General features: G+C 64.1%; 14 protein-coding genes. 3 read left to right on the top strand and 11 right to left on the bottom strand.

What is annotated here, in order from left to right; all coding sequences use genetic code 11:
* Positions 1 to 81 precede the first annotated feature (81 nt).
* From ABX75_RS08955 to tagH, 11 genes are read right to left on the bottom strand one after another with little or no spacing between them, the layout of a single operon-like run.
* Positions 82 to 1794 (bottom strand): SUMF1/EgtB/PvdO family nonheme iron enzyme, encoded by a 1713-nt coding sequence (locus tag ABX75_RS08955; RefSeq protein ID WP_047881775.1) that lies wholly within the window; start codon positions 1792 to 1794, stop codon positions 82 to 84.
* A complete protein-coding gene (locus tag ABX75_RS08960; RefSeq protein ID WP_047881776.1) occupies positions 1787 to 2971 on the bottom strand; it encodes an ABC transporter permease in 1185 nt (394 codons plus the stop codon). Before ABX75_RS08960 ends, ABX75_RS08955 begins: the two co-directional genes overlap by 8 nt.
* Entirely contained in the window at positions 2971 to 3675 is a 705-nt protein-coding gene (locus ABX75_RS08965) for an ABC transporter ATP-binding protein (RefSeq protein ID WP_034115460.1), read from the bottom strand. The genes ABX75_RS08960 and ABX75_RS08965 overlap by 1 nt, the downstream gene beginning before the upstream one ends.
* A complete protein-coding gene (locus tag ABX75_RS08970; RefSeq protein WP_034115461.1) occupies positions 3675 to 6677 on the bottom strand; it encodes a serine/threonine-protein kinase in 3003 nt (1000 codons plus the stop codon). The genes ABX75_RS08965 and ABX75_RS08970 overlap by 1 nt, the downstream gene beginning before the upstream one ends.
* Positions 6674 to 7393 (bottom strand): PP2C family serine/threonine-protein phosphatase, encoded by a 720-nt coding sequence (locus tag ABX75_RS08975; RefSeq protein ID WP_034115462.1) that lies wholly within the window; start codon positions 7391 to 7393, stop codon positions 6674 to 6676. The genes ABX75_RS08970 and ABX75_RS08975 overlap by 4 nt, the downstream gene beginning before the upstream one ends.
* A complete protein-coding gene (gene tagF, locus ABX75_RS08980; RefSeq protein WP_047881777.1) occupies positions 7394 to 8047 on the bottom strand; it encodes a type VI secretion system-associated protein TagF in 654 nt (217 codons plus the stop codon). It lies immediately after the preceding gene.
* Positions 8044 to 11544, bottom strand: a complete 3501-nt coding sequence (gene tssM / locus ABX75_RS08985; RefSeq protein ID WP_047881778.1) for a type VI secretion system membrane subunit TssM — start codon at positions 11542 to 11544, stop codon at positions 8044 to 8046. The genes tagF and tssM overlap by 4 nt, the downstream gene beginning before the upstream one ends.
* The gene (locus ABX75_RS08990; RefSeq protein WP_034101501.1) at positions 11541 to 12830 is read right to left on the bottom strand and encodes a DotU family type VI secretion system protein; all 1290 of its coding nucleotides are present in this window, start codon (positions 12828 to 12830) and stop codon (positions 11541 to 11543) included. Before ABX75_RS08990 ends, tssM begins: the two co-directional genes overlap by 4 nt.
* A gap of 6 nt (positions 12831 to 12836) precedes the next feature.
* On the bottom strand, positions 12837 to 14171 hold the full coding sequence (gene tssK / locus ABX75_RS08995) for a type VI secretion system baseplate subunit TssK (protein WP_034101502.1): 1335 nt from the start codon (positions 14169 to 14171) through the stop codon (positions 12837 to 12839).
* A 15-nt stretch (positions 14172 to 14186) separates the two neighbouring features.
* The gene (gene tssJ / locus ABX75_RS09000; RefSeq protein WP_047881779.1) at positions 14187 to 14696 is read right to left on the bottom strand and encodes a type VI secretion system lipoprotein TssJ; all 510 of its coding nucleotides are present in this window, start codon (positions 14694 to 14696) and stop codon (positions 14187 to 14189) included.
* Between the two features lie 50 nt (positions 14697 to 14746).
* Positions 14747 to 16108 (bottom strand): type VI secretion system-associated FHA domain protein TagH, encoded by a 1362-nt coding sequence (gene tagH / locus ABX75_RS09005; RefSeq protein WP_047881780.1) that lies wholly within the window; start codon positions 16106 to 16108, stop codon positions 14747 to 14749.
* Between the two features lie 394 nt (positions 16109 to 16502).
* On the opposite strand from tagH, the gene tssA reads away from it, so the two are divergent.
* Genes tssA through tssC form a run of 3 tightly spaced genes read left to right on the top strand, consistent with a single transcriptional unit; the run spans position 16503 to position 19582 of the window.
* Positions 16503 to 17522, top strand: coding sequence for a type VI secretion system protein TssA (gene tssA / locus ABX75_RS09010; protein ID WP_034101505.1), 1020 nt, complete (start codon positions 16503 to 16505; stop codon positions 17520 to 17522).
* 54 nt (positions 17523 to 17576) lie between these two features.
* Entirely contained in the window at positions 17577 to 18083 is a 507-nt protein-coding gene (gene tssB / locus ABX75_RS09015) for a type VI secretion system contractile sheath small subunit (protein ID WP_034101506.1), read from the top strand.
* A gap of 2 nt (positions 18084 to 18085) precedes the next feature.
* Positions 18086 to 19582 carry a type VI secretion system contractile sheath large subunit gene (tssC, locus tag ABX75_RS09020; RefSeq protein ID WP_034101507.1) on the top strand — a complete coding sequence of 499 codons (1497 nt, stop codon included), beginning with the start codon at positions 18086 to 18088 and terminating at the stop codon, positions 19580 to 19582.
* The last annotated feature ends 87 nt before the right edge of the window (positions 19583 to 19669 follow it).

The following is a 19669-nucleotide window of genomic DNA, read 5'->3' on the forward strand; positions in this document are numbered from 1 at the left end:
TTGTGTTCTCTTCTAAGTTTGACTTGCCCAGCACGGCCGATGCCGCCTGAGTCCCTTCCAAGCTCGCCATACAGCCAACGATCAAGACCGCTGACCGCTCGCTGCGAGCAATTCCTTCAAGATCGTTGCCGGGTCGGCCCGCTGTTGCTTGCGGTAGTTGCCGACATGGCGAACGAACAGTGTTGCGCGCGTCACCAGGCTCTTGCCGAGCACCGGTTTGCGATCCAACTCTTCCTTGATCCGTTGAAACTGCGCCTGGATCACCGCATCGGTATAGCGGGTGCCGGTGGCCAGGTTGTCGATATAGATCGCCACCGCGCCGTCGAGCGCGCTTCGGCCATTGTCGATGGCCGTAGCGAACAGCTGCGCGCTGGCTTCGTCCTTGTTGTCCACCGCCTGCTGCCGACTCTTCTGCAAGTTGATCAGCCGAATGTTGTAGTTGCTGATCGTCTCGGCCACCAGGGCCGCCGACTGGATCAGGTTGCCCGCCGCTTCTTCGCGCTGTTGAGCGATCAGCGATACGTTGCGTTTGAGTTCCTCGTTGACCAGTCCCAATTCGGCTTGCAGCTTGGGGTCGACGCTGGCGGCGATGATGCTGTCCAGGCGCTTGGTCGGGTCCTGAGCGTCGTCGATGGCATCGGTCAGCGAGGCCAGGCGACCTTCTTTCTGCCACTGCGCAAACAGCTCCTTGTAGCGCGAGCGCGGCGCCGACAGTGCGCCAATTGCCACGCGGAAACCGGTGGTCTCGTTGCTTTGCTCGGTGCCGTCGGCGGCGAACAATGGGTACTCACGGCGCATGCCGGTAAACAACGTGCCCTCGCCTTCCAGGTAATTACCGCCCTTGACCACGAACCCGCCATAGGTGCCCTGGCGGCGGCCGGCGTGGACCAGCTGGAAGGATTCCTGGACCATTTCCGCAGCGTTGCCAATCACATCGAACATGCCGATCGGGTTGGGCAGTTTGGTGCCGATGGGCATCAACCGCGCGGCCTGGCCAGTACCGCCGGCCACTTGGTTGAAGACAGCGTAGTCACCCAGCGGGCCGTCACTGTCGCTGCCTTCGGTGCGGCGCGGGAACAGCCGCCCTTCCAGGTCCTGACGGCTCACGGCCTGGGCGCCCCGGGCGGCGAATTCCCACTCCACTTCGGTGGGTAGGCGTACAAAGCCCACACCGCCATCGTCCTCGGACGAGCCGCGACCACTGACCGGCAGCGCATCCCGGTGATATTTGAGCAGCCAGGCGCTGTACACCGCCGAGAACCGCTCGGCCTCAAACCGCGACAACTTCACCTTGGGCAAACGCGCGGCCATCCCGGTCGGCGCGTCACAGGCCGGGGCCGGCTCGCCGCTGGCCAGGGACTGCGCCTGAGCCATCACCTGGGCGTATTGGCGCGCGGTCACTTCGTACTTACCGATGAAATACAGCATCGGTTTGAGCGGCGTTTTGGCGTCGGTCTTGGGCATCAACGGCGTGATGACTTTGCTCCAGTCCTTGGGCAGGTCTTTGAGGGTGAACTGACCGTTGATGAAGTCGCGACGGTAGCCGGAGATAAAAGACTGCTGGTAACCGGCTTCGCCTTCGCTGAAGGGGTAACCGAGGCTGATCTCACGGTCATCGAGAGTGCCCTGGGCCAACACGTAGGCGTAGCGGAACACCATGTTGCCTTCGCAGGGCAGCGGCAGGATCACGTCATCCGGCAACGGTTTGGGGTTGTCCAGCTTGTCGCTGGCTTCATCGGCCCAGGCCAGGGAGGCCAGGCTCAGCGCCACACAGGCGCCCAATAACTTATACATCTCTGATCCCTTCAGAAGCCTGGATACGCGCCACCCGCCAACCGCCGCAGGCCGCCGCCACGGCGCTGACGCCGAGCACGGCCACCAGGGCCAAGCCATAGTGATGCGCCAACAGATGACTGGCGTGTTCGCCCGGCACCTGCACGAATAATTGATTCAACCCCGCCTCGGCCAGGCCGTATAACCCGGCGCTGAACACGGCGGCAAACCCCGCGCTGTACAGCGCCTGCAACACCACAAACAGCAACAGCGCACCGGTGGAAAACCCCAGCAGGCGCAGCACCGACAATTCTCGACGCTTGCGCGCCACCGCGGCCAGGGCACCGGCGAAAATCGCCGCGAACGCCCCGGCCAATGCCAACCCGGCGATGATCCAGAACACAATCGACAGGTTGCGACTCAAGGATTGCACCTGTGCAATGCTCAACGCCTGGGTCGACACCAGCATGTTCTGCCTCGCAAAAAACACTCGTAACGGCTCCACATCGTTGAGACCGCGCGCATACAAACGAAACGCCGGGTAGACGCGCTGCTCACCCACGCCCACCGCCTCACCGTCCCACCCCAGCGCCGGCACAGCACGGCCGTCGCGATAGTCTTCCGCCGCTTCGAGCAAGCCCAGCCCGGCGAACAGTCCGTCCCGGGCGAACGCCTCCAGGGGCAACACCGCCAGCACCTGCAACCGCGTATCACGCGCCTCGACACGCCCGGCCACTTGCCGCGCGAAACGGGTCTCCAGCCAGTCACCGGGCCGCGCCGCGAGTTTCTCGGCGGCGGTGTGGCTCAGGACGATCTGCTCCAGCCCCTTAGGCACCGGCAAACCGCCAAGCAGCGGATCGCCCGGCGCGGTCGGCAGCATCTCCAGCACCAATGTGCCCACCTGCGCCGTGGCCGCAATCTGCCGCGTACGCGGGATGGCGAACGCCACGTCCGGCCGTTGACCCAGTTGCTCGATAAACGCGCTGCTGAATCGACCACCGCCCAGCGGAATAATTTCACGGGTGGCGGGGTCCGTCTCCAAACGTTCGGTCAAACTGCTGACCAGTCCAAATTTCAGGCCGAATAACACCAGCAACGGTGCGATCACCGCCACCAACGCCAGCACCGAGCAGGCCGACAGCCACGCGTCGTTGCGGTAGTCCTGCCAGGCGATCGACGCCACCAGAGGAATGCGCATCAACCGGCCTCCCCCAGCGTCGCCGTGACGCCACCGTCGTTGTCGCGTCGGCAATGGATGCGTCGAACCTGCAAGCCACTGGCGCGAGCCAACGGCTCATCGTGGGTGGCGATCACACAGGCGGCGCGATGTTCACGGGCCTGAGCCAGCAAGGCGTGCATGACCCGCTCGGCATTCAACGGATCGAGGGACGCCGTGGGTTCGTCCGCCAATACCAGTTGCGGCGCATGGGCCAAGGCACGGGCACAGCTGACGCGCTGGCGCTGGCCCACCGACAACGCCGAAGGCTTCTTGCCCAACTGATCGCTGATTTCCAATTGGTCGGCCAGCCGCGCCACGCTGCCGTCATCCTTCAAGCCAAGTAGCTGGCGAGACAACGCGATATTGCCGCGCACATCCAGAAACCCCAGTAGCCCGCCGGTTTGCAACACGTAACCCAGGTGCTGACTGCGCAACCGGGCCAAGGTCGATTGCTGATCGGCGCGCCACAGCCCGGCAATGTCCTGTTGATTGAACTCAAAGCGGCCTACCTGATCCGGCGCCAGCACCAGTGCGAGCAGGTCCAGCAAGGTGCTTTTGCCACAGCCGCTGGGGCCGACTATCGCCACTTGCTCGCCCGCACGCAGGTGCAGCGCCGGGATCACCAGGCTGTAGCGCTGGCTACCGGCGCCCCGGCTCTTGTGCACGGCGCTCAGGTTCAGCATCACGGCAGCGTCGACAAGGGCACGCGGTACAACGCGTCACCCGGCTCGGCATCGCCGAAACGGACCCAGTTGGCCACGTCGTTGTGGAAGGTTTCGTAGAGGCGGATTTTCGAATCCAACTCGTCGATAAAGTCTTCCTGCTCGGCCACGCTCAGCGACAACCACAAATCCTGGGTCATGTTCAGCGACTTGCTGCGGTACGGCAGGCCCTCCAGGTATTCGCCGAGGATGCCGCCGTCGGCCAGGTTGCCGCCCTTGCGCAGGGCCTGCGGGTCGCGGCTCATGTAGGCCGAGGCGCTGGCGATTTCCTGGAAGAAGTCCTTGGGTGAGGTCTGGGTTTTGCGCGCGGCGTCGACGATCAGCTTGAGCGATTGCTGCAAATCGTTGAGCTGCAGCTTGGTCAGCATCACGCACACCTGGAACGCCGGCAGCGCCGGGTTGGTCAGGTCGCGGTCGGCGGTCCAGGCGCTGACCAGTTGCGGCGCCTGGCTCGCAGTTTTGCGACCGAGGAAGTCCATGTGCATCGCATAACCGACCGCTGCGGATTTATCCGCCAGGCTTGGTGCCGAGCTGAGCGTCGGCACCGCTTGCGGTGTGTTGCTGCGCACTTGGTGAACGAGGTTGGCGAACACCGTGCCGATCTCGTCCACTCGCTCGCCCAGTTTGCGTACGTCGCCGCCCGGCACCGGCGTGTAGAGGTCGCCGATCTGTGGGTTGGCATCGGCGGTAAGAATGCGGTACTGGCTTTCGGCGCCGGCGTGGGTTTTCTTGCCGGCGTCGGTGCGCAGGTGCAGGGCGTAGATTTTGATCTGCTTGCCCAACGCAGCCTGGCGCACTTCGGCTTCGTTCATCTGGGTGGCGGCGAACGGGTCGTTCTTGCGCAGTGCGCCGGCGTCGGTCACCAACAGGATGATGCGCCCGCCGTAGCCGGACCAGTCCATGCCCTCGACGGCCTGCATCACCCCGGCAAACGCATCTTCGTTGAACGAGTGGCTGGAGACCGTCGAGGCTTTGACCTGGCGCGCCATGTCGAGAAAGCGTTGTGGGTCGCGGCCCTGATCGAGGGTGATCAAGGTTTTGGCCACGTATTCCAGGCCAGGGGTTTTCTTGATGCTGTTACGGAAGCCCACCAACCCGAAGCTCACGCTGTCCAGCTCGCCACGTTCGGCGATGCGGGTTTGCAGTTCGTGTACCACGTCGCGGACCTGGTCGATATACGGCTGCATCGACACAGTGGTGTCCACCACCAACACCACGGCCGTGCGGAACGCATCGGCGTTGGCGTTGAGTATCGGCGTTGCGGGCTTGGCCACGGGGCTGCTGCCGGGGTCGATGGACGCTACGTTAAGCAACTGCACCGGCTGGCCGTTTTCGTCGAAGCTTTCTTTGGAATCAAAGATCGGCAGCAGATAAAACTGGTTCTGCGGCACCGCGCTGGCGGCCGGTTCCAAGGCCAGCACCTGGCCATTGTCTTCACTATTTTTCTGCGCCTTGGCCAGCACGTTTTTGGCGGCGGCGGGGTCGGCGAGCAATTTCTCCACTTCGCCGGATTGACGCAGGAACATCACCGGCGCGCGGCCCGAGCGTTCGGTGAACTTGAGCACCAGGCTCTGCTTCCAGTCGCTGACCTGAGTGGCCGGCAACCAGCCGTCGCTGCGACCATCGGTGGCGGCGCCGACGCGCACCCACGGTTGGCCACCCACGTCTTTACGCTGGTACACGTACAGCACGGAGAACGCCGGCAGCGCCTTGCCCGGCGCACTGCCGGCGTCGCTGGAGAGTTTCGCGCCGGGCTTGCTCAGCACGCGCTGGAACAAGGTTTTCTTGCCCGCCATCAGCAACGGGCGGCCGCCGCCGTCCGCTTCGGCCACTGCCGGTTTGACCTCTGGCGGCGCAGTCGGCGTCGGTGGCGGTTTCGGCTGGCTGGCGGTGGGCGGCGGCACTGGCGTATCGCTGCGACTCATCCACCAATAACTGGCTCCGCCGATGGCCAATGCCACCGCGACCGCCACGGCCGCCAATGCCAATACCGGTCCGCGCCGTTGCTCGCCGTGCTGGGTCGGGGTGACCACCGGCTGGCGCGCTGGCGGCGGCGTGGGCTGTGGCTCTGGTTTGCCGGTAGGAATCTCGATGGATTCCGGCGTCATCCCCGCCAGGTCGAAACTCAGCGGCAGAGCCACCGGCCGCACTAACGTGGCTTCCGGCGAATCCGCCGGCAGTTGGTCCAGCGCCAGCAGCAACGCCGCCGCATCCGGGAAACGGTCGGCAGGGTCTTTGGCCAGCAACTTGCGCAACACGCCTTGATAGCGGCCGTGATGCACCGGCAATTCCGGCAACGGTTCGGTCAGGTGGGCCAGGGCGGTGGAAAGCGCATCGGTGCCGTTGTACGGCAGCTCGCCCACCAGAATTTCATACAGCACCACGCCGAGGGCGTAGAGGTCGGCACGCCCGTCGATCTCCTGGCCGCGCGCCTGCTCCGGGCTCATGTAGCTCGGGGTGCCCACGGCGAAACCGGCCTGGGTGAATTGGGTGCGGTCGTCCAGGGACTTGGCGATGCCGAAGTCCGACAACACCGCCGTGCCATCGGCGCGAAACAGGATGTTCGCCGGTTTGACGTCGCGGTGCACCAGGCCCTGGGCATGGGCGTAACCCAAGGCCGAAGCAATCTGGCGAATCAACGTCACGCCCTGCTCAGGCGTCATGCCGGCGGCGATGCGCTCTTTGAGCGTGCCGTTGGGCAGGTATTCCATGGCCATGTAGTACAGCTCACCGACATTGCCGATGTCATGGATGGTCACGGTGTGGGGGTGGGACAGGCGCGCCAGGGTCTTGCCCTCGCGCAGGAAACGCTCGCAGAAGCTCGGGTCGGCCGCCAGGGCCGCTGCCATTACCTTCAACGCCACCTTGCGCTCCAGCGAGCGCTGGGTCGCCAGGTACACGCTGGCCATGGCGCCTTCGCCGATCTCGCCTTCGATGTCATAACCCGGAATCAGGATGTTCATGCCGATACCTTCACGACGATGGCGGTGATGTTGTCCGGGGCGCCGCGGTTAAGGCCCAGGTGCACCAGGCTGCGCACGATTTCATCCGGCGTGTCATGGCCGAGCACTTCACGGATCTCATGGTCTTCGACGGTTTTGTTGAGGCCGTCGCTGCACAGCAGGTAGGTGTCCCCTGGGGCGATTAACAGGTCGACTGTCGCCAGGTTCAGGTGCGCTTCCACGCCGATGGCGCGGGTGACGATGTTGGCGCGCGGATGCACACGGGCTTCGGCTTCGCTGAGCAGGCCGCTGTCTTGCAGGTCTTGCACGTAGCTGTGGTCGCGGGAAATGCCTTCGAGCACACCATCGCGCAGGCGATACAGGCGACTGTCGCCGGCCCACAGGCATACGCCACGCAGGCCACGAGCGGCGAGGAGCACCACGGTGCTGCCCATCATGGTCACGCCACGGTGGGCGGTCTCTTCGCGCACGGCGGCGTTGATGCGCACCAAATCATTGCGCAGCGCTGCCGTGTATTCATCCAGCGAGCGCCCCAGCGGCACATTGCGCAGGCTGTCGACAATCAGGCTGCTGACATAATCCCCCGCCGCATGCCCGCCCATGCCGTCGGCCACCACCCACAGGCGGTTCTCCGGCAGGTCCAGGCAGGCGTCTTCGTTGACCTGGCGCACCATGCCCACATGGCTTTTGCTCGCGGATTTGTACGTCGACCCCATCTACACCACACCTTCTTGTCCGAGCAAAAACTGCGCAAAATCGCTGGCGGCAGGCAGGCCCTGACACCGCAATAAACCAGGAGAAATCTGTTGCGAGCCTCGGCCCCACCACAGGCTGGCGCCTTCGCAGGCCTGTTCGGCCAGCGCAGCCAGCCGCCCTTGGGGCACGGTCGCGGCGACGCGTTGCAGGCCGGCAAAACGGCTGTCGAGCGCGCGCGGTTCCGTGGTCGGCACGCCCAAACGGTCGAGGCCCTCGTTGAAGCCTTCAAAGGTCGCGCCGCTGTCCAAGGTGCCGAGCAGCAATTCTTCGGCTTGCTCGAACCAGGCATCCGGCCCCCCCACCAGCGAGGCGGGGTTGGTGTCGTGATCCAGCAGCGCCACCACTGCCAGCGGGAAATACCGCCCGACCCTGTCAATGCTCGGCATCACCACACCTGCGGCGGCGTCCGGCCCGCACACACCCGGCGCCAGCACAAAGCGCCACAGCGGACTGACCAGGTACGCATTGAGCCAGTCACCACCCAGGCTGTTCTGGCTGGCGAGCAACCCCGCCGCCAGCCAGCTGTCCCACGGGCCGATAAAGCTCTGGGGCAAGGCGCGGCTGACGAAATCGCCACGGCTGGCCAATTTGCCGTAGAAACCCAACGTCGTCATAGCCGCTCCGGCAGGCTGAAGCCGCTGAGCACGCGGCTCTTGAACGGGTTGAAAGCACTGTTGGCGCGCAGCTCGTACGCGATGCTCGCACCGTCGACCCGCAGGCGCAGGTTGAAACGGTCCGGCGAGTTGCCGGGGGTCAGGTCCGACTGTTCCAGCAGGCGGAACCACGCCCACGGGCCGTCGAGGGTCACGCCCGAACGGCCACTGGCCGATGGCGGCATGATGGAAATACGCACCACGCCAATGCTGCCCGGGTTCGGCCATTGCATCGCCACCGGGCGGCTCGGGCCATGGTCGTAGCTCAGTTGTTGGCCGTCGAGGTCGAGCAGGAACTGGGTGATGCTCGGGTCCATCGACACCGGTTTAAGCTCGAACCGCACAATCGGTTGGGTGCCGCCAGAGCGGAAGAACGCATCGCGAATCGTCGCGGCACGCTGGAAGGTTTGCAGCACGCCCGGCGCGATCCCCAGTTTCTGCGCCGCGCCCGGCTGCCAGCGCCAGGTCTGCGCGGAGGTGTCCACATAGGGTTGCAGGTATTTGCGGAAGTAGTTGTCCATCACCCCGCCCACGCCGAAGAACTGGCCGAAGTCATCCAGGGTGGCGTCCCGTGCGCTGCCCGGCGACATCGGGTAACGCCCGGCCAGCGACTGGCGGTACACGTTGACCACTTCGCTGACCCACGCCGCGTTCAGTTGGTTACGCACCCCACCCATCATGCTGTTGGTGGTGGAGTTGACCACCGACTTGACCATGCCCTGCACCAGCGGCGGCTGGCGCTCGGCATTCAGGCTGACCCGTGTGGCCGCAGCCGCCGCCTGGTTCTTCGCCTCGCCGAGCAACGCATCGCCGCTGGCGCCGACCATGGCGCTGACCTGCACATACAACGCATTCATGTCCGCCAGCAGGCCGTCGATGGCCGCCGGTTCGCCTTCATTCTTGCTGACGATGCTGTTGAGTTCGGCAAAGTGCGCAGTGACTGGATCGTCCGTCGCCGCCGGCGCGTTGGCCGTAGGTTGATCCTGGCCCAGCAGACTGCCGAGGCGTTCCTTGAGCTTGTCGACGCCGCCTTCGACCGGCACCCCTTTGGCGGCCAGTTGGCGTTCTTCGGCTTGCAGATCGGTTTCCTTGGCCACCGCCACCAGCAGTTTTTTCAGTGGCGACGTCGGGCCGGAGATCACCCGCAGCACGTCGGCGGCCTGGGCCACGCTGGTGATCGGCACAAAGTCGATGTCCGCCAGCAAGGCGTCCCATTGGCGCTGGTAGTCCTGGAAATACAGGCGCCGCACATCGGCGGCCAGGCTCACCACGTTCTGTTGATCGGCCTGTTCGTGGCCCAGCACCCACTGTTCTTCGGCGAGGGTGCCGGTCTGGTTCAAGCTGCTCAGCAGGAAGGCCTGACGATAACCCTTGGCGGTAAAGAACCCACTCAACGGCTCGCCCAGAGGCTTGCCGCTCTTGCGGCTGAACACCAGCGCAGCATCACGCCCGGCGGCTTCGTTGATGCGAAAGTCCGGGATACCGTCGGGCAGTTTCTGGCGCTTGACCCGGTCATACACACGCTGCGCCACCGGCAGTTGTTGCAATTGACGACGCAGGTCGTCGATCAGGCGCGGGTCCAGGCGTGCGTTCGGCGGATGGCGTTCGAACAGGGCCTGCAAGTGCCCGGTCAGCGCCTGGCGCTGATCGGCCGGCAGGTCCCGTGGCAGGTTGCGGTCCCAGTCCAGGGCAATCCACGCCTTGATGAAGTCCGGGTCGTAGTGCTCGCTGTCGGCGAGCATCAGGTAGGCCTTGAGGCCTTCGTAGAGGAAGTCGGAATTGCCGCCGCCGTGCAGTTGTTCCTCGATGCGCGTCACCAGTCGCGGGGCGAATACGGCAATCAACAATTTGCGGTAGACGCTGGCGGACTCGGCTTCGAGCATGTCGCCCTGATACAGCCCCAGGCCCTCGGACCAACTCGGCGAATCCCCCGCCAGGTTCTTCACCGCATTGAGCAGCGGCAGCACCGCAAGCACATCGCGCTGTGCCGGGCTGAGGTTTTGCACGGTCTGGCCCAAGGGCGCGACCTTCTGGTCGACCTGAGCGATATAAGCCTGGTTGGCGCGATAACTGACCCACCACAGGCCGCTGACCACCACCACCAGGGCCACGGTGGCCGCGAGTACACCGCGCGCGATCCACTTGCGACGCCGCTCGACCTTGGGATTGACGCCCACCAGGCCACGTTCGGCAAAGGCGACGGCGGTGAACAGTTTTTCGATGAAGTAGCTGCGCCCGGTGCCACTCTGGCGCGCCAAGTGCTGGCGGTCCAGGTTCATGCTCTGGGCCATGGCGCCGATCAGGCGGTCGATGGGGCTGCCTTCCTGGGTGCCGCTGGTGAAATACACGCCGCGCAGCAACACACGCTCTTCAAACGCGTTGGGTTTGAACACACCTTCGAGGAAGCTCTGCAGGCAATCCTTCAAGGCCCCGAATTGCTGCGGGAAGCCGTAGATCAGGTCGCGCCGCGCCGGGTCGCGCTCCTGTTGCAGGCGTTCCACCAAGCGTTCGTTGAGGCGCTGTTCCAGGCCGGCGAACTCGCTTTTCAGATGCGCCAGCGGGCTGTCGGTGCTTTTGCCGTCGTCCAGGGCAAAGGTCATGCCCCAGACCTGGGCGCGCTCTTCCTTGCTCAGGTTGTCGAAAAACTCCATGAAGCCGGGGACCAAATCGAGTTTGGTCAACATCAGGTAGATCGGGAACCGCACGCCCAATTGCGTGTACAGCTCCTGGATCCGCAGGCGAATCGCCGCCGCGTGGGCGGCGCGCTCGGCGTCGGTGCCGAGCAGCAAATCCGAAAGGCTGATCGCAATGAATGCGCCGTCGATGGGGCGGCGCGAGCGTTGTTTTTTCAGCAGGTCGAGAAAGCCCAGCCACGCGGCTTTATCCACCGTCGAGTTGCTGTCCTGGGTGGTGTAGCGGCCGGCGGTGTCGAGCAATACGGCCTGGTCGGTGAACCACCAGTCGCAGTTACGCGTACCGCCGACGCCACGCACCGCCCCGGCGCCCAGCTGCGCGGCCAGCGGAAAGTGCAGGCCGGAGTTGACCAGTGCGGTGGTCTTGCCCGAACCCGGCGGGCCGATGATCACGTACCACGGCAGTTCGTAGAGGTTGCGCCGCTCGTCGCCGCCAAGTTTGGCTTTCTTGAGCAGCGCCAGGGCCTCGTCCATGCGCTGGCGCAGGGTGGCGAGTTCTTCGGCGGTGGCCACGCTGTTGGGGTCCACCGGGGCGTCCGCCGCCAGGCTGCGCATTACTTCGGCGGCCTGACGGCGCGCCTGGATAATGCGGAACACGCGATAGGCGATCCACACCGCGAACATCAGGACGATCAACGCCCAGCGGCGCCCCTGCGGCACCAGCACGTCGAGCAACGGCCCGACAAACCAGATGATCAGGCTCAGGGCGATCAGGCCCAGTACCGGGATCACCCAGCGAATCATAAAACTGAAAAACGCCTTCACTCGACGCCCTCCGCCAATACGGTGATTTCAACCCGACGATTGCGGGCACGGCCTTCGGCGGTGGCGTTGGTGGCCACCGGCTCAGTGTCGCTGCGGCCCTCGGCGCTGAAGCGCTCGCCCTGGCCGGTCTTGGCGGCGAGGATCTCCAGTACCGACTTGGCCCGTGCTTCAGACAGCGCCCAGTTGGATGGGAAGCGCAGCGTGGCAATCGGGCGATTATCGCTGTGCCCCGTCACGCGCACCTGACCCTTGACCTTGCGGATGGCGTCGGCGATGCGCAGCATCAACGGCTGATAGTCATCGACGATGCTGGAACTGGCGGACGCAAAGAGTTCGTCGCCACGGATTGTCACCACCGAGCGGTCAACGGCATCTTCCACCGCCACCCGGCCAGCCTTGATGTCGTCCACCAGGAAGCCGGCCAGGCGCGGGCGTTCGATGACCTTGGGCTGCGCCACAGGGCGATCGATGCTCTGCACCGGGATCTCGCCCAGGGCATGGATATTCTTGAACACCGGTTCGGCCTGCCCCGCCAGTAGCATGCGCAAGACGAACAGCAGCGCCAGCAGCAGCGCCAGGCCGATGGCCACGGCGATCCACGGCGGCATAAATTGCGCCAGGCGATCTCGTGCCACGGTCACGCCGCGCCAATGCGGCGACAACTCGCGCTCGTGCTCGCCACGGGCGCTGCGAATCGCCGCAGCGGTGCGCTCGCGCAAGGCTTCCAACTGGCTGCGGCCGTCGTTCATCACGCGGTAGCGACCTTCGAAACCCAGGCACATGCACAGGTACAACAGCTCCAACAGGTACAAGCGTTCCCGTGGGCTTTGCAGGCAATGGTCGAGCAACTGGAAGACTTTTTCGCCGCCCCAGGCTTCGTTATGCACGGTGATCAACAGGCTCTGCTTGCCCCACTCGCTGGTGCTGCCCCACGGCGTGCTCAGCACCGCCTCATCCAGGGCGGTACACAGCGCATAGCGCGCCAGCAGCACTTCGTTGCGCGCCACGCCGGCGGCCTCGGCACGTTCTTCGAACTGGCGCAGGTAGGCCAACAGTTGCGCGCGCAGGCTGGCCGGCGCCGGGTGGGCGATGGTGTTGCGCAGCCGCGTCAGCAATGCCAGCAGCGGGCCGGCGGCGCTTTCCAGCGGGTTGAGGCCCTGGCTCTTACCGGTGAGCATCGGCGCGGCGGGCACTGACAAAGGCGCGGGCTCTGCACGCGCGGGTTCCGGCGCACGGCCACCCGGGCGCGGCATGAACTGGGTGCGGTCGTCATCATTAGGATGCATCGCGGATTATCCTCGGATCGCCCAGAAGGCCAGGTTCAAGCCCGGGAACTGCCCGGCGATATGGAAGGCAAAACCACCGGAATTGCTCAGTTGCTGCCAGTGCTCGCTGCCCCGGTCCAGTTCGTAGTAGGTCGAGCCCGCGTGGTACGGCAGTTGGCGCGGCGCCACCGGCAACGGCACCAGGCCGATGCCCGGCAGTTGCAGGTTGACCATGTCGCGGATGTGCTCCACCGAACCCACTTTGCTCTGCTGGCCGAAGCGCGCGCGCAGGGTTTCGCCAGGCACATCGGCACGTACCACCAGGATGAAACTGGCGTTGTCGAGCAGGGTCTTGTCGGCCAGCATCGCCACGTGGATGCCGTAGGCTTTTTCCACAATCGGGATCGGCGTGGCTTTGCTGTCGATCAGCATCGACAGCGCCTCGCGCAACGCCGCCATCACCGGTGCGAAGCTCACGGCCAGGTCGTCGTGCTGGTACTGCGGGTATTCCTGAGGACGCCGGCCCGAGGTGGAGAACGTGGAAAACTCACCGGCCAGGCTTACCAGTTCACTGAAGAAACGCTCCGGGTGCAGCGGGCTCAACTGGCTGAAATGCTGGATCAGCGGCTGGGCGCGGTTGACCAGTTGCAGCAGCATGAAGTCGGCGATTTCCGACGCGCCGCCAGCGCCCGAGGCCACCACGCGGCCGGCCAGAGCTTCGCCACGCTGGTGCAACAGGCCCAGCAGTTCGCTGCGAAATGCCGTCAGCGGTTTGCTTGCGGCCACGTCCAGCACGGGTGGGATGTAGCTGTCGTCGAGCACCAGCGCGCGGTCGGCGCGTTTTTCCTTGATGCGTACCACGCCGATGGCCGCGTAATCACTGATGCCATCCTGGGCGGTCAACAGGCGCAAAGCGCGGGAGCCGACGGCCACCGGCGCGCGGTTTTCGAACGGCGCGTTGTCGTCGCGCACTTCACGCACTTGGCTCACGTAACGCGCGGCTTCCAGGGCCTCGCCTTCGTCGACGGTGTCGCGCACGCCGGCACGCTTGAGCGGCAGGGCCAGGTACACCAGACCGTCACGCAGGCTGTCATCGATGTTCAGCGGGCTAGGCGCCAGGTCGTCCTGAGGGATATTGAACGGCGTGCCATCCGGCAACAGGCCCCGCGCCGTGACGATGGCCAGCTTGCCCTGGGCCAACAGGCCCTGGTCGATCAGCAACTCGGAAAAGCCCCAGGCACCGGCGGACAACGGGCGGCTGCGGGCGTCGATCAGGTTTTCCAGGTAACGGTCATGCTGCTGGAAGTGCTGCGTTCCGATGAACATGCCTTCCGACCAGACCACGCGATTGTTCCAGGACATGGGGGCTCCGATTGCTTATTGGGCAGGGCTGGATGGGGTAACCACGACGTCGGCGCGCACCGCACGCACATCGAGGCTGATCTGGTATTCGGTGTACTGACGCGCCGGCACGTTGATCACCGTGCGCCACTGCGCGCGGTCGAGTTCGCGGTAGCCCACCAGCAAACCGATCTGGCGCGTGGACGGGTCGAGGTCGCGCTGAATGCTCAACTGCTGGCCGGGCTGGACCGTCACTTCATCCTGGTCCAGCAGGTCCAGGCCCAGGGTCGATTGCGCGCGGTCGGCCAGGGAGAAATAGTCGGAACGGGCAAAGGTGGCGGCGTTCTTCAGTTCGAAAATCCGCACCCGTACCGGCGCGGCCTGGCCATTGGCGCTGGGGTTGAGCCCGGCAATCGCATGGAAGTGCAGCTCGACCGCCGCGGTATCGGCGTCAGCCTCGGCGGCGGTGTCGGGTTTGGCGGCATCTTTGGCACACGCCGTCAGCAGCAGCGCGGTGGCGACTGCGAGTAAAAACCTGGGAATCATCCTGCGTCCTCAATGACGTACTTAGCTATCCGTTAATCCGTGTGTGGCGGTCAGCGCCGCTGTCGGGCGCTGTGTTCTTCGTAGGCCCGGCTGAATTCGCGGCCGAACAGGTCCTGGAAATCCTCCTGGGCCTCACGGGAAATATTGCTGTAAAGCTCGGTGAACTGCTGCCAGTACTGGGCCTGGCGCGAACCGCTGAAAATACCCGAGAGCCCGCCGGGCTTGCCCATGCGCTCTTCGAGTTGCGCCGGTTCGAAGCGCTTGAGCAGGTGTTTGATCGCCGCTTCCACACCCGCCATCACCGCCAACTGGTGGGCGCGCAGGTCGTCGAAACTTTCCCGCACGGCGACATCCGGCGCCATAAACGCTTGGTTGCCGTGACGCAGCAACAGCAGTAACGCTTCATCGGCATTCGGTGCGAATTTCAACGGATTGTTTTCAGCCGGCTGGATCATGGTCTGCTGCATGCGGAACTCGCCCTTGAGGCTGGCCCGGGCGCGCAGGACATCGATCAGACCTTCGACCATCAGCCGGTAGCTGCGGCCGATGCTTTCCATCTGCGCGCAAGCGTCGGCCTTGTCCAGGCGCAGCTGGTCCAGGCCAGCGCCACGTAGGAAGGCTTGCAGCAGGTCCGGCTGCCCGGCGCTGGCCACCGGCGGTGCAACGTCGGGCGCAGGGGCGGACGGAGTCAGCGGCGGTGACGGCGGTGGCGGCGATGGGATCGGTGCCGGTGCCGGTGCGCTGATAATCGGCGGCGGCGCGTCGCTGAGCAGGTCCCAGTCTTCGGGGATCACCGAAGCGGACACCAGCGGCGGTTCTGCCACCGGCACACTGACCGGCGTCGGCGGGCGGAAATCGTGTTGTTCGCTGGGGACGTGGTCGGCCACGGTGGGCGGCGGCACGGCGGTGGGGCTGAGGAAGTCAAACAGGTCCGGCAGCGTGTCCATCGACGAGGCGCCCTGGAACTGCGGCGCGATCACCGGCGTCGGCATGGGCGCGGGCACCGAGGGGCTGGCAACGGCCCCCATCAGCGCTTCGAAGCTGTTCGGCGACTCACCGGCAAAGGGTTGGCTTTCAACCGCTTGCACGCTGAAATCAATGCGTGCCTGGATTTCGTAGTCGCCGATGCGGATCAGCTCGCCGTCCTGCAGAGGTTCGCTATTGCCACGGCGCATACGAATACCGGCGTTAACCAACTCCACACCGTTTGTACTGTTATCGGTTAAATAATAACGGCCGTCTTTGTATTGAATAACGCAATGTTGGGAAGACACGAGGCGCTCGGGATCAGGCAATACCCAGTCATTATCCGAGCTGCGGCCGATCGCCATCGAGCCCTGATTCATGGACTTTTCGGGACATTGCCCGGGGGTAATCTTGTGATAACTAGTGATAGTCAAACACAGCGACATCTTGCCTCCTTGCTGATACTTCGCGCGCGGTCGATTCCCGGGCCGAACATTCCCGGGAAATCCCCATCGGGTCGTGCAATCGACCCTTCACAACCCGCAGTTGCCAGCATGATCGCTGATCTTAACTGGGCCGCATGACAAAAATCCTGCCTCGGTACGTGCTTCGACCCGTCAGTCGCACAGGTTGTTAAGCACCGCACATCTGTCACAGAGGGCGAATAGCTTACCTTGACAAGGCATAAGTACTACACCAAAAATGCACAACTTCTTGAACACCAATGATGGCACATTAATACCATCGTGCTTATATGACCAAGAAAACATGCAAAGTTCCTCGCGCAACTAATGCATGAATTGCCCGGCATTTAACGGGCCGATAGGGAGATCGATTTCAGTGGATGTGCCTTTGCTGCTCGCCGCCGTTTCCGCGAACTCGCCATGTGGCGAAGACATGGAATATGACGCGGATTTTCTCCAGCTAGAGCGTGATGCCAAGGGCCAACCCGAGCGCAGCATGGGCGACGCTATTCTGCCCGCCGAACCGCCGGAATGGCGCAGCATCCAGCAGCAGAGCCTCGACTTGCTGCAGCGCAGCAAAGACCTGCGCATCACCCATTTTCTATTGCAAAGCTCCCTGGCCCTGCAGGGCGTGGCCGGTCTGGCTGAAGTCCTCACGCTGATCGACGCACTGCTGCGCGAATACTGGGCCGACCTGCACCCGCGTCTGGACGCCGACGACGATAACGACCCCACCGTGCGCATCAATGCACTGGCCGGCCTGACCAGCGACGCGACCATCCGCCTACTGCGCGAAAGCATCCTGACGCGCTCGCGCACCTTCGGCCCCGTGAGCCTGCGCGCCGCGCTCAATGCCAGCGGCCTGATGCACTTTCCGGATGAACAACTGGGCGCCCAGCAGCTCAACGCGGCGTTTCTCGACAGCGACCCCGACCATCTGCAAGCCACCCGCGACGCCTTGAGCACCGCGCGAGCGGCCTGCGAAGCCATTGAACAGCAGGTCAACGAACAAGTCGGTTCCGCCCAGGGCGTGGACCTGAGCGCATTGAAGCAGCCACTCAAGCAAGCGCTGCAAGTCCTCAATCAGGCGGTACCCGGTACCGACAGCAGCAGCGAACCCGAGGCCGTCAGTGAAGACAGTGCCCCCTCGGTCGACTTCGCCCCTGCCCCAGCGGCGCCACGCCCGGTTGGCGATATCGCCAGCCGCGACGACGTGCTGCGCAGCCTCGACAAAATCCTTGCGTATTACACCCGGCACGAGCCTTCGAGCCCGCTGCCGGTGTTGTTGAACCGGGCCAAAAATCTGGTCCATGCCGATTTCGAAGCGATCGTGCGCAACCTGATCCCCGACGGCATGTCCCAATTTGAAAACCTGCGCGGCCCGGACGGCGAGTAAGCCGCCCGGCTGTGCAGTAACAACACCGTCGCTCAAGCGACCAGGAGCAGCAACGTGGCGAAGCAAAGTTCTCAGAAATTCATCGCGCGCAACCGCGCGCCTCGAGTGCAGATCGAGTACGACGTCGAGCTCTACGGCGCCGAGAAAAAGGTCCAGCTGCCCTTCGTGATGGGTGTGATGGCCGACCTCGCCGGCAAGCCTGCCGAGCCGCTGGCGCCCGTGGCCGACCGCAAGTTCCTTGAAGTGGATGTCGACAACTTCGACTCGCGCCTCAAGGCCATGCAGCCGCGCGTGGCATTCCATGTGCCGAACGAACTGACCGGCGAAGGCAACCTGAGCCTGGACATGACCTTCGAAAGCATGGACGACTTCAGCCCGGCCGCCGTGGCCCGCAAAGTCGACGCGCTGAACCAGTTGCTCGAAGCCCGCACCCAGCTGGCCAATCTGCTGACCTACATGGACGGCAAGACCGGCGCTGAAGAAATCATCATGAAGGCAATCAAGGACCCGGCACTGCTTCAGGCACTTGCCAGCGCGCCGAAGCCTGCAGGGGATCAGTAATCATGACCGACAACACCGCACGCGAAGGCGTCCAGAGCCTGGGCGCCACTGAAGAAACCAGCGAATTCGCATCCTTGCTGATGCAGGAATTCAAGCCCAAGACCGAACGTGCCCGCGAAGCCGTGGAAACCGCCGTGCGCACCTTGGCCGAACAAGCCCTGGCGCAGACCGATCTGGTGTCCAACGACGCGATCAAGTCGATCGAATCGATCATCGCTGCCATCGACGCCAAGTTGACCGCCCAGGTCAACCAGATCATCCACCACCCGGACTTCCAGCAGCTGGAAAGCGCCTGGCGTGGCCTGCACTACTTGGTCAACAACACCGAGACCGATGAGCAGCTCAAGATCCGTGTGCTCAATATCTCCAAGCCGGACCTGCACAAGACCCTGAAGAAATTCAAGGGCACCGCGTGGGACCAGAGCCCGATCTTCAAGAAAATGTACGAAGAAGAATACGGCCAGTTCGGCGGCGAGCCGTACGGCTGCCTGGTGGGCGACTACTACTTCGACCAGTCGCCACCGGACGTCGAGCTGCTGGGCGAGCTGTCGAAAGTCTGCGCCGCCATGCACTCCCCCTTCATCGCTGCGGCATCGCCGACCGTGATGGGCATGGGCTCGTGGCAGGAACTGTCGAACCCGCGCGACCTGACCAAGATCTTCACCACCCCGGAATACGCCGGCTGGCGTTCGTTGCGTGAATCGGAAGACTCGCGCTACATCGGCCTGACCATGCCGCGCTTCCTGGCGCGCCTGCCGTATGGCGCCAAGACCGATCCGGTGGAAGCCTTCGCGTTCGAAGAAAACACCGACGGCGCCGACAGCTCCAAGTACACCTGGGCCAACGCCGCTTACGCCATGGCGGTGAACATCAACCGTTCGTTCAAACACTACGGCTGGTGCTCGCGCATCCGTGGTGTGGAGTCCGGCGGTGAAGTGGAAAACCTGCCGGCCCACACGTTCCCTACCGACGACGGTGGCGTGGACATGAAGTGCCCGACCGAGATCGCCATCAGCGACCGTCGCGAAGCGGAGCTGGCGAAGAACGGTTTCATGCCGCTGCTGCACAAGAAAAACACCGATTTCGCCGCCTTCATCGGCGCGCAATCGTTGCAGAAACCCGCCGAATACGACGATCCGGACGCCACCGCCAACGCCAACCTGGCCGCGCGTCTGCCGTATTTGTTCGCCACCTGCCGTTTCGCCCACTACTTGAAGTGCATCGTGCGCGACAAGATCGGTTCCTTCAAAGAGAAGGACGAGATGCAGCGCTGGTTGCAGGACTGGATCCTCAACTACGTGGACGGCGATCCGGCGCACTCCACCGAAACCACCAAGGCCCAGCACCCGTTGGCGGCCGCCGAGGTGATCGTGGAAGAAGTGGAAGGCAACCCGGGTTACTACAACTCCAAGTTCTACCTGCGCCCGCACTACCAGCTCGAAGGGCTGACCGTGTCGTTGCGCCTGGTGTCGAAGCTGCCTTCGGCGAAAAGCGCCTAACAACAGATGAGCCGGCTCTTGTGCAGGAGTGGGTGTGCCCCCTCCCACACAAAAGCACTGCCCATTTGGAGTGACTCAAATATCAGT

The sequence above is a fragment of the Pseudomonas sp. ARP3 genome, assembly GCF_001029595.1.
In the GTDB taxonomy this organism is placed as follows: Bacteria; Pseudomonadota; Gammaproteobacteria; order Pseudomonadales; family Pseudomonadaceae; genus Aquipseudomonas; species Aquipseudomonas rhodesiae.

Bases quoted from the DNA above. Each gene is read 5' to 3' on its own strand.
- ABX75_RS08955 (WP_047881775.1), bottom strand. From the start codon at position 1,794: ATGTATAAGTTATTGGGCGCCTGTGTGGCGCTGAGCCTGGCCTCCCTG.
- ABX75_RS08960 (WP_047881776.1), bottom strand. From the start codon at position 2,971: ATGCGCATTCCTCTGGTGGCGTCGATCGCCTGGCAGGACTACCGCAAC.
- ABX75_RS08965 (WP_034115460.1), bottom strand. From the start codon at position 3,675: ATGCTGAACCTGAGCGCCGTGCACAAGAGCCGGGGCGCCGGTAGCCAG.
- ABX75_RS08970 (WP_034115461.1), bottom strand. From the start codon at position 6,677: ATGAACATCCTGATTCCGGGTTATGACATCGAAGGCGAGATCGGCGAA.
- ABX75_RS08975 (WP_034115462.1), bottom strand. From the start codon at position 7,393: ATGGGGTCGACGTACAAATCCGCGAGCAAAAGCCATGTGGGCATGGTG.
- tagF (WP_047881777.1), bottom strand. From the start codon at position 8,047: ATGACGACGTTGGGTTTCTACGGCAAATTGGCCAGCCGTGGCGATTTC.
- ABX75_RS08990 (WP_034101501.1), bottom strand. From the start codon at position 12,830: ATGCATCCTAATGATGACGACCGCACCCAGTTCATGCCGCGCCCGGGT.
- tssK (WP_034101502.1), bottom strand. From the start codon at position 14,171: ATGTCCTGGAACAATCGCGTGGTCTGGTCGGAAGGCATGTTCATCGGA.
- tssJ (WP_047881779.1), bottom strand. From the start codon at position 14,696: ATGATTCCCAGGTTTTTACTCGCAGTCGCCACCGCGCTGCTGCTGACG.
- tagH (WP_047881780.1), bottom strand. From the start codon at position 16,108: ATGTCGCTGTGTTTGACTATCACTAGTTATCACAAGATTACCCCCGGG.
- tssC (WP_034101507.1), top strand. From the start codon at position 18,086: ATGACCGACAACACCGCACGCGAAGGCGTCCAGAGCCTGGGCGCCACT.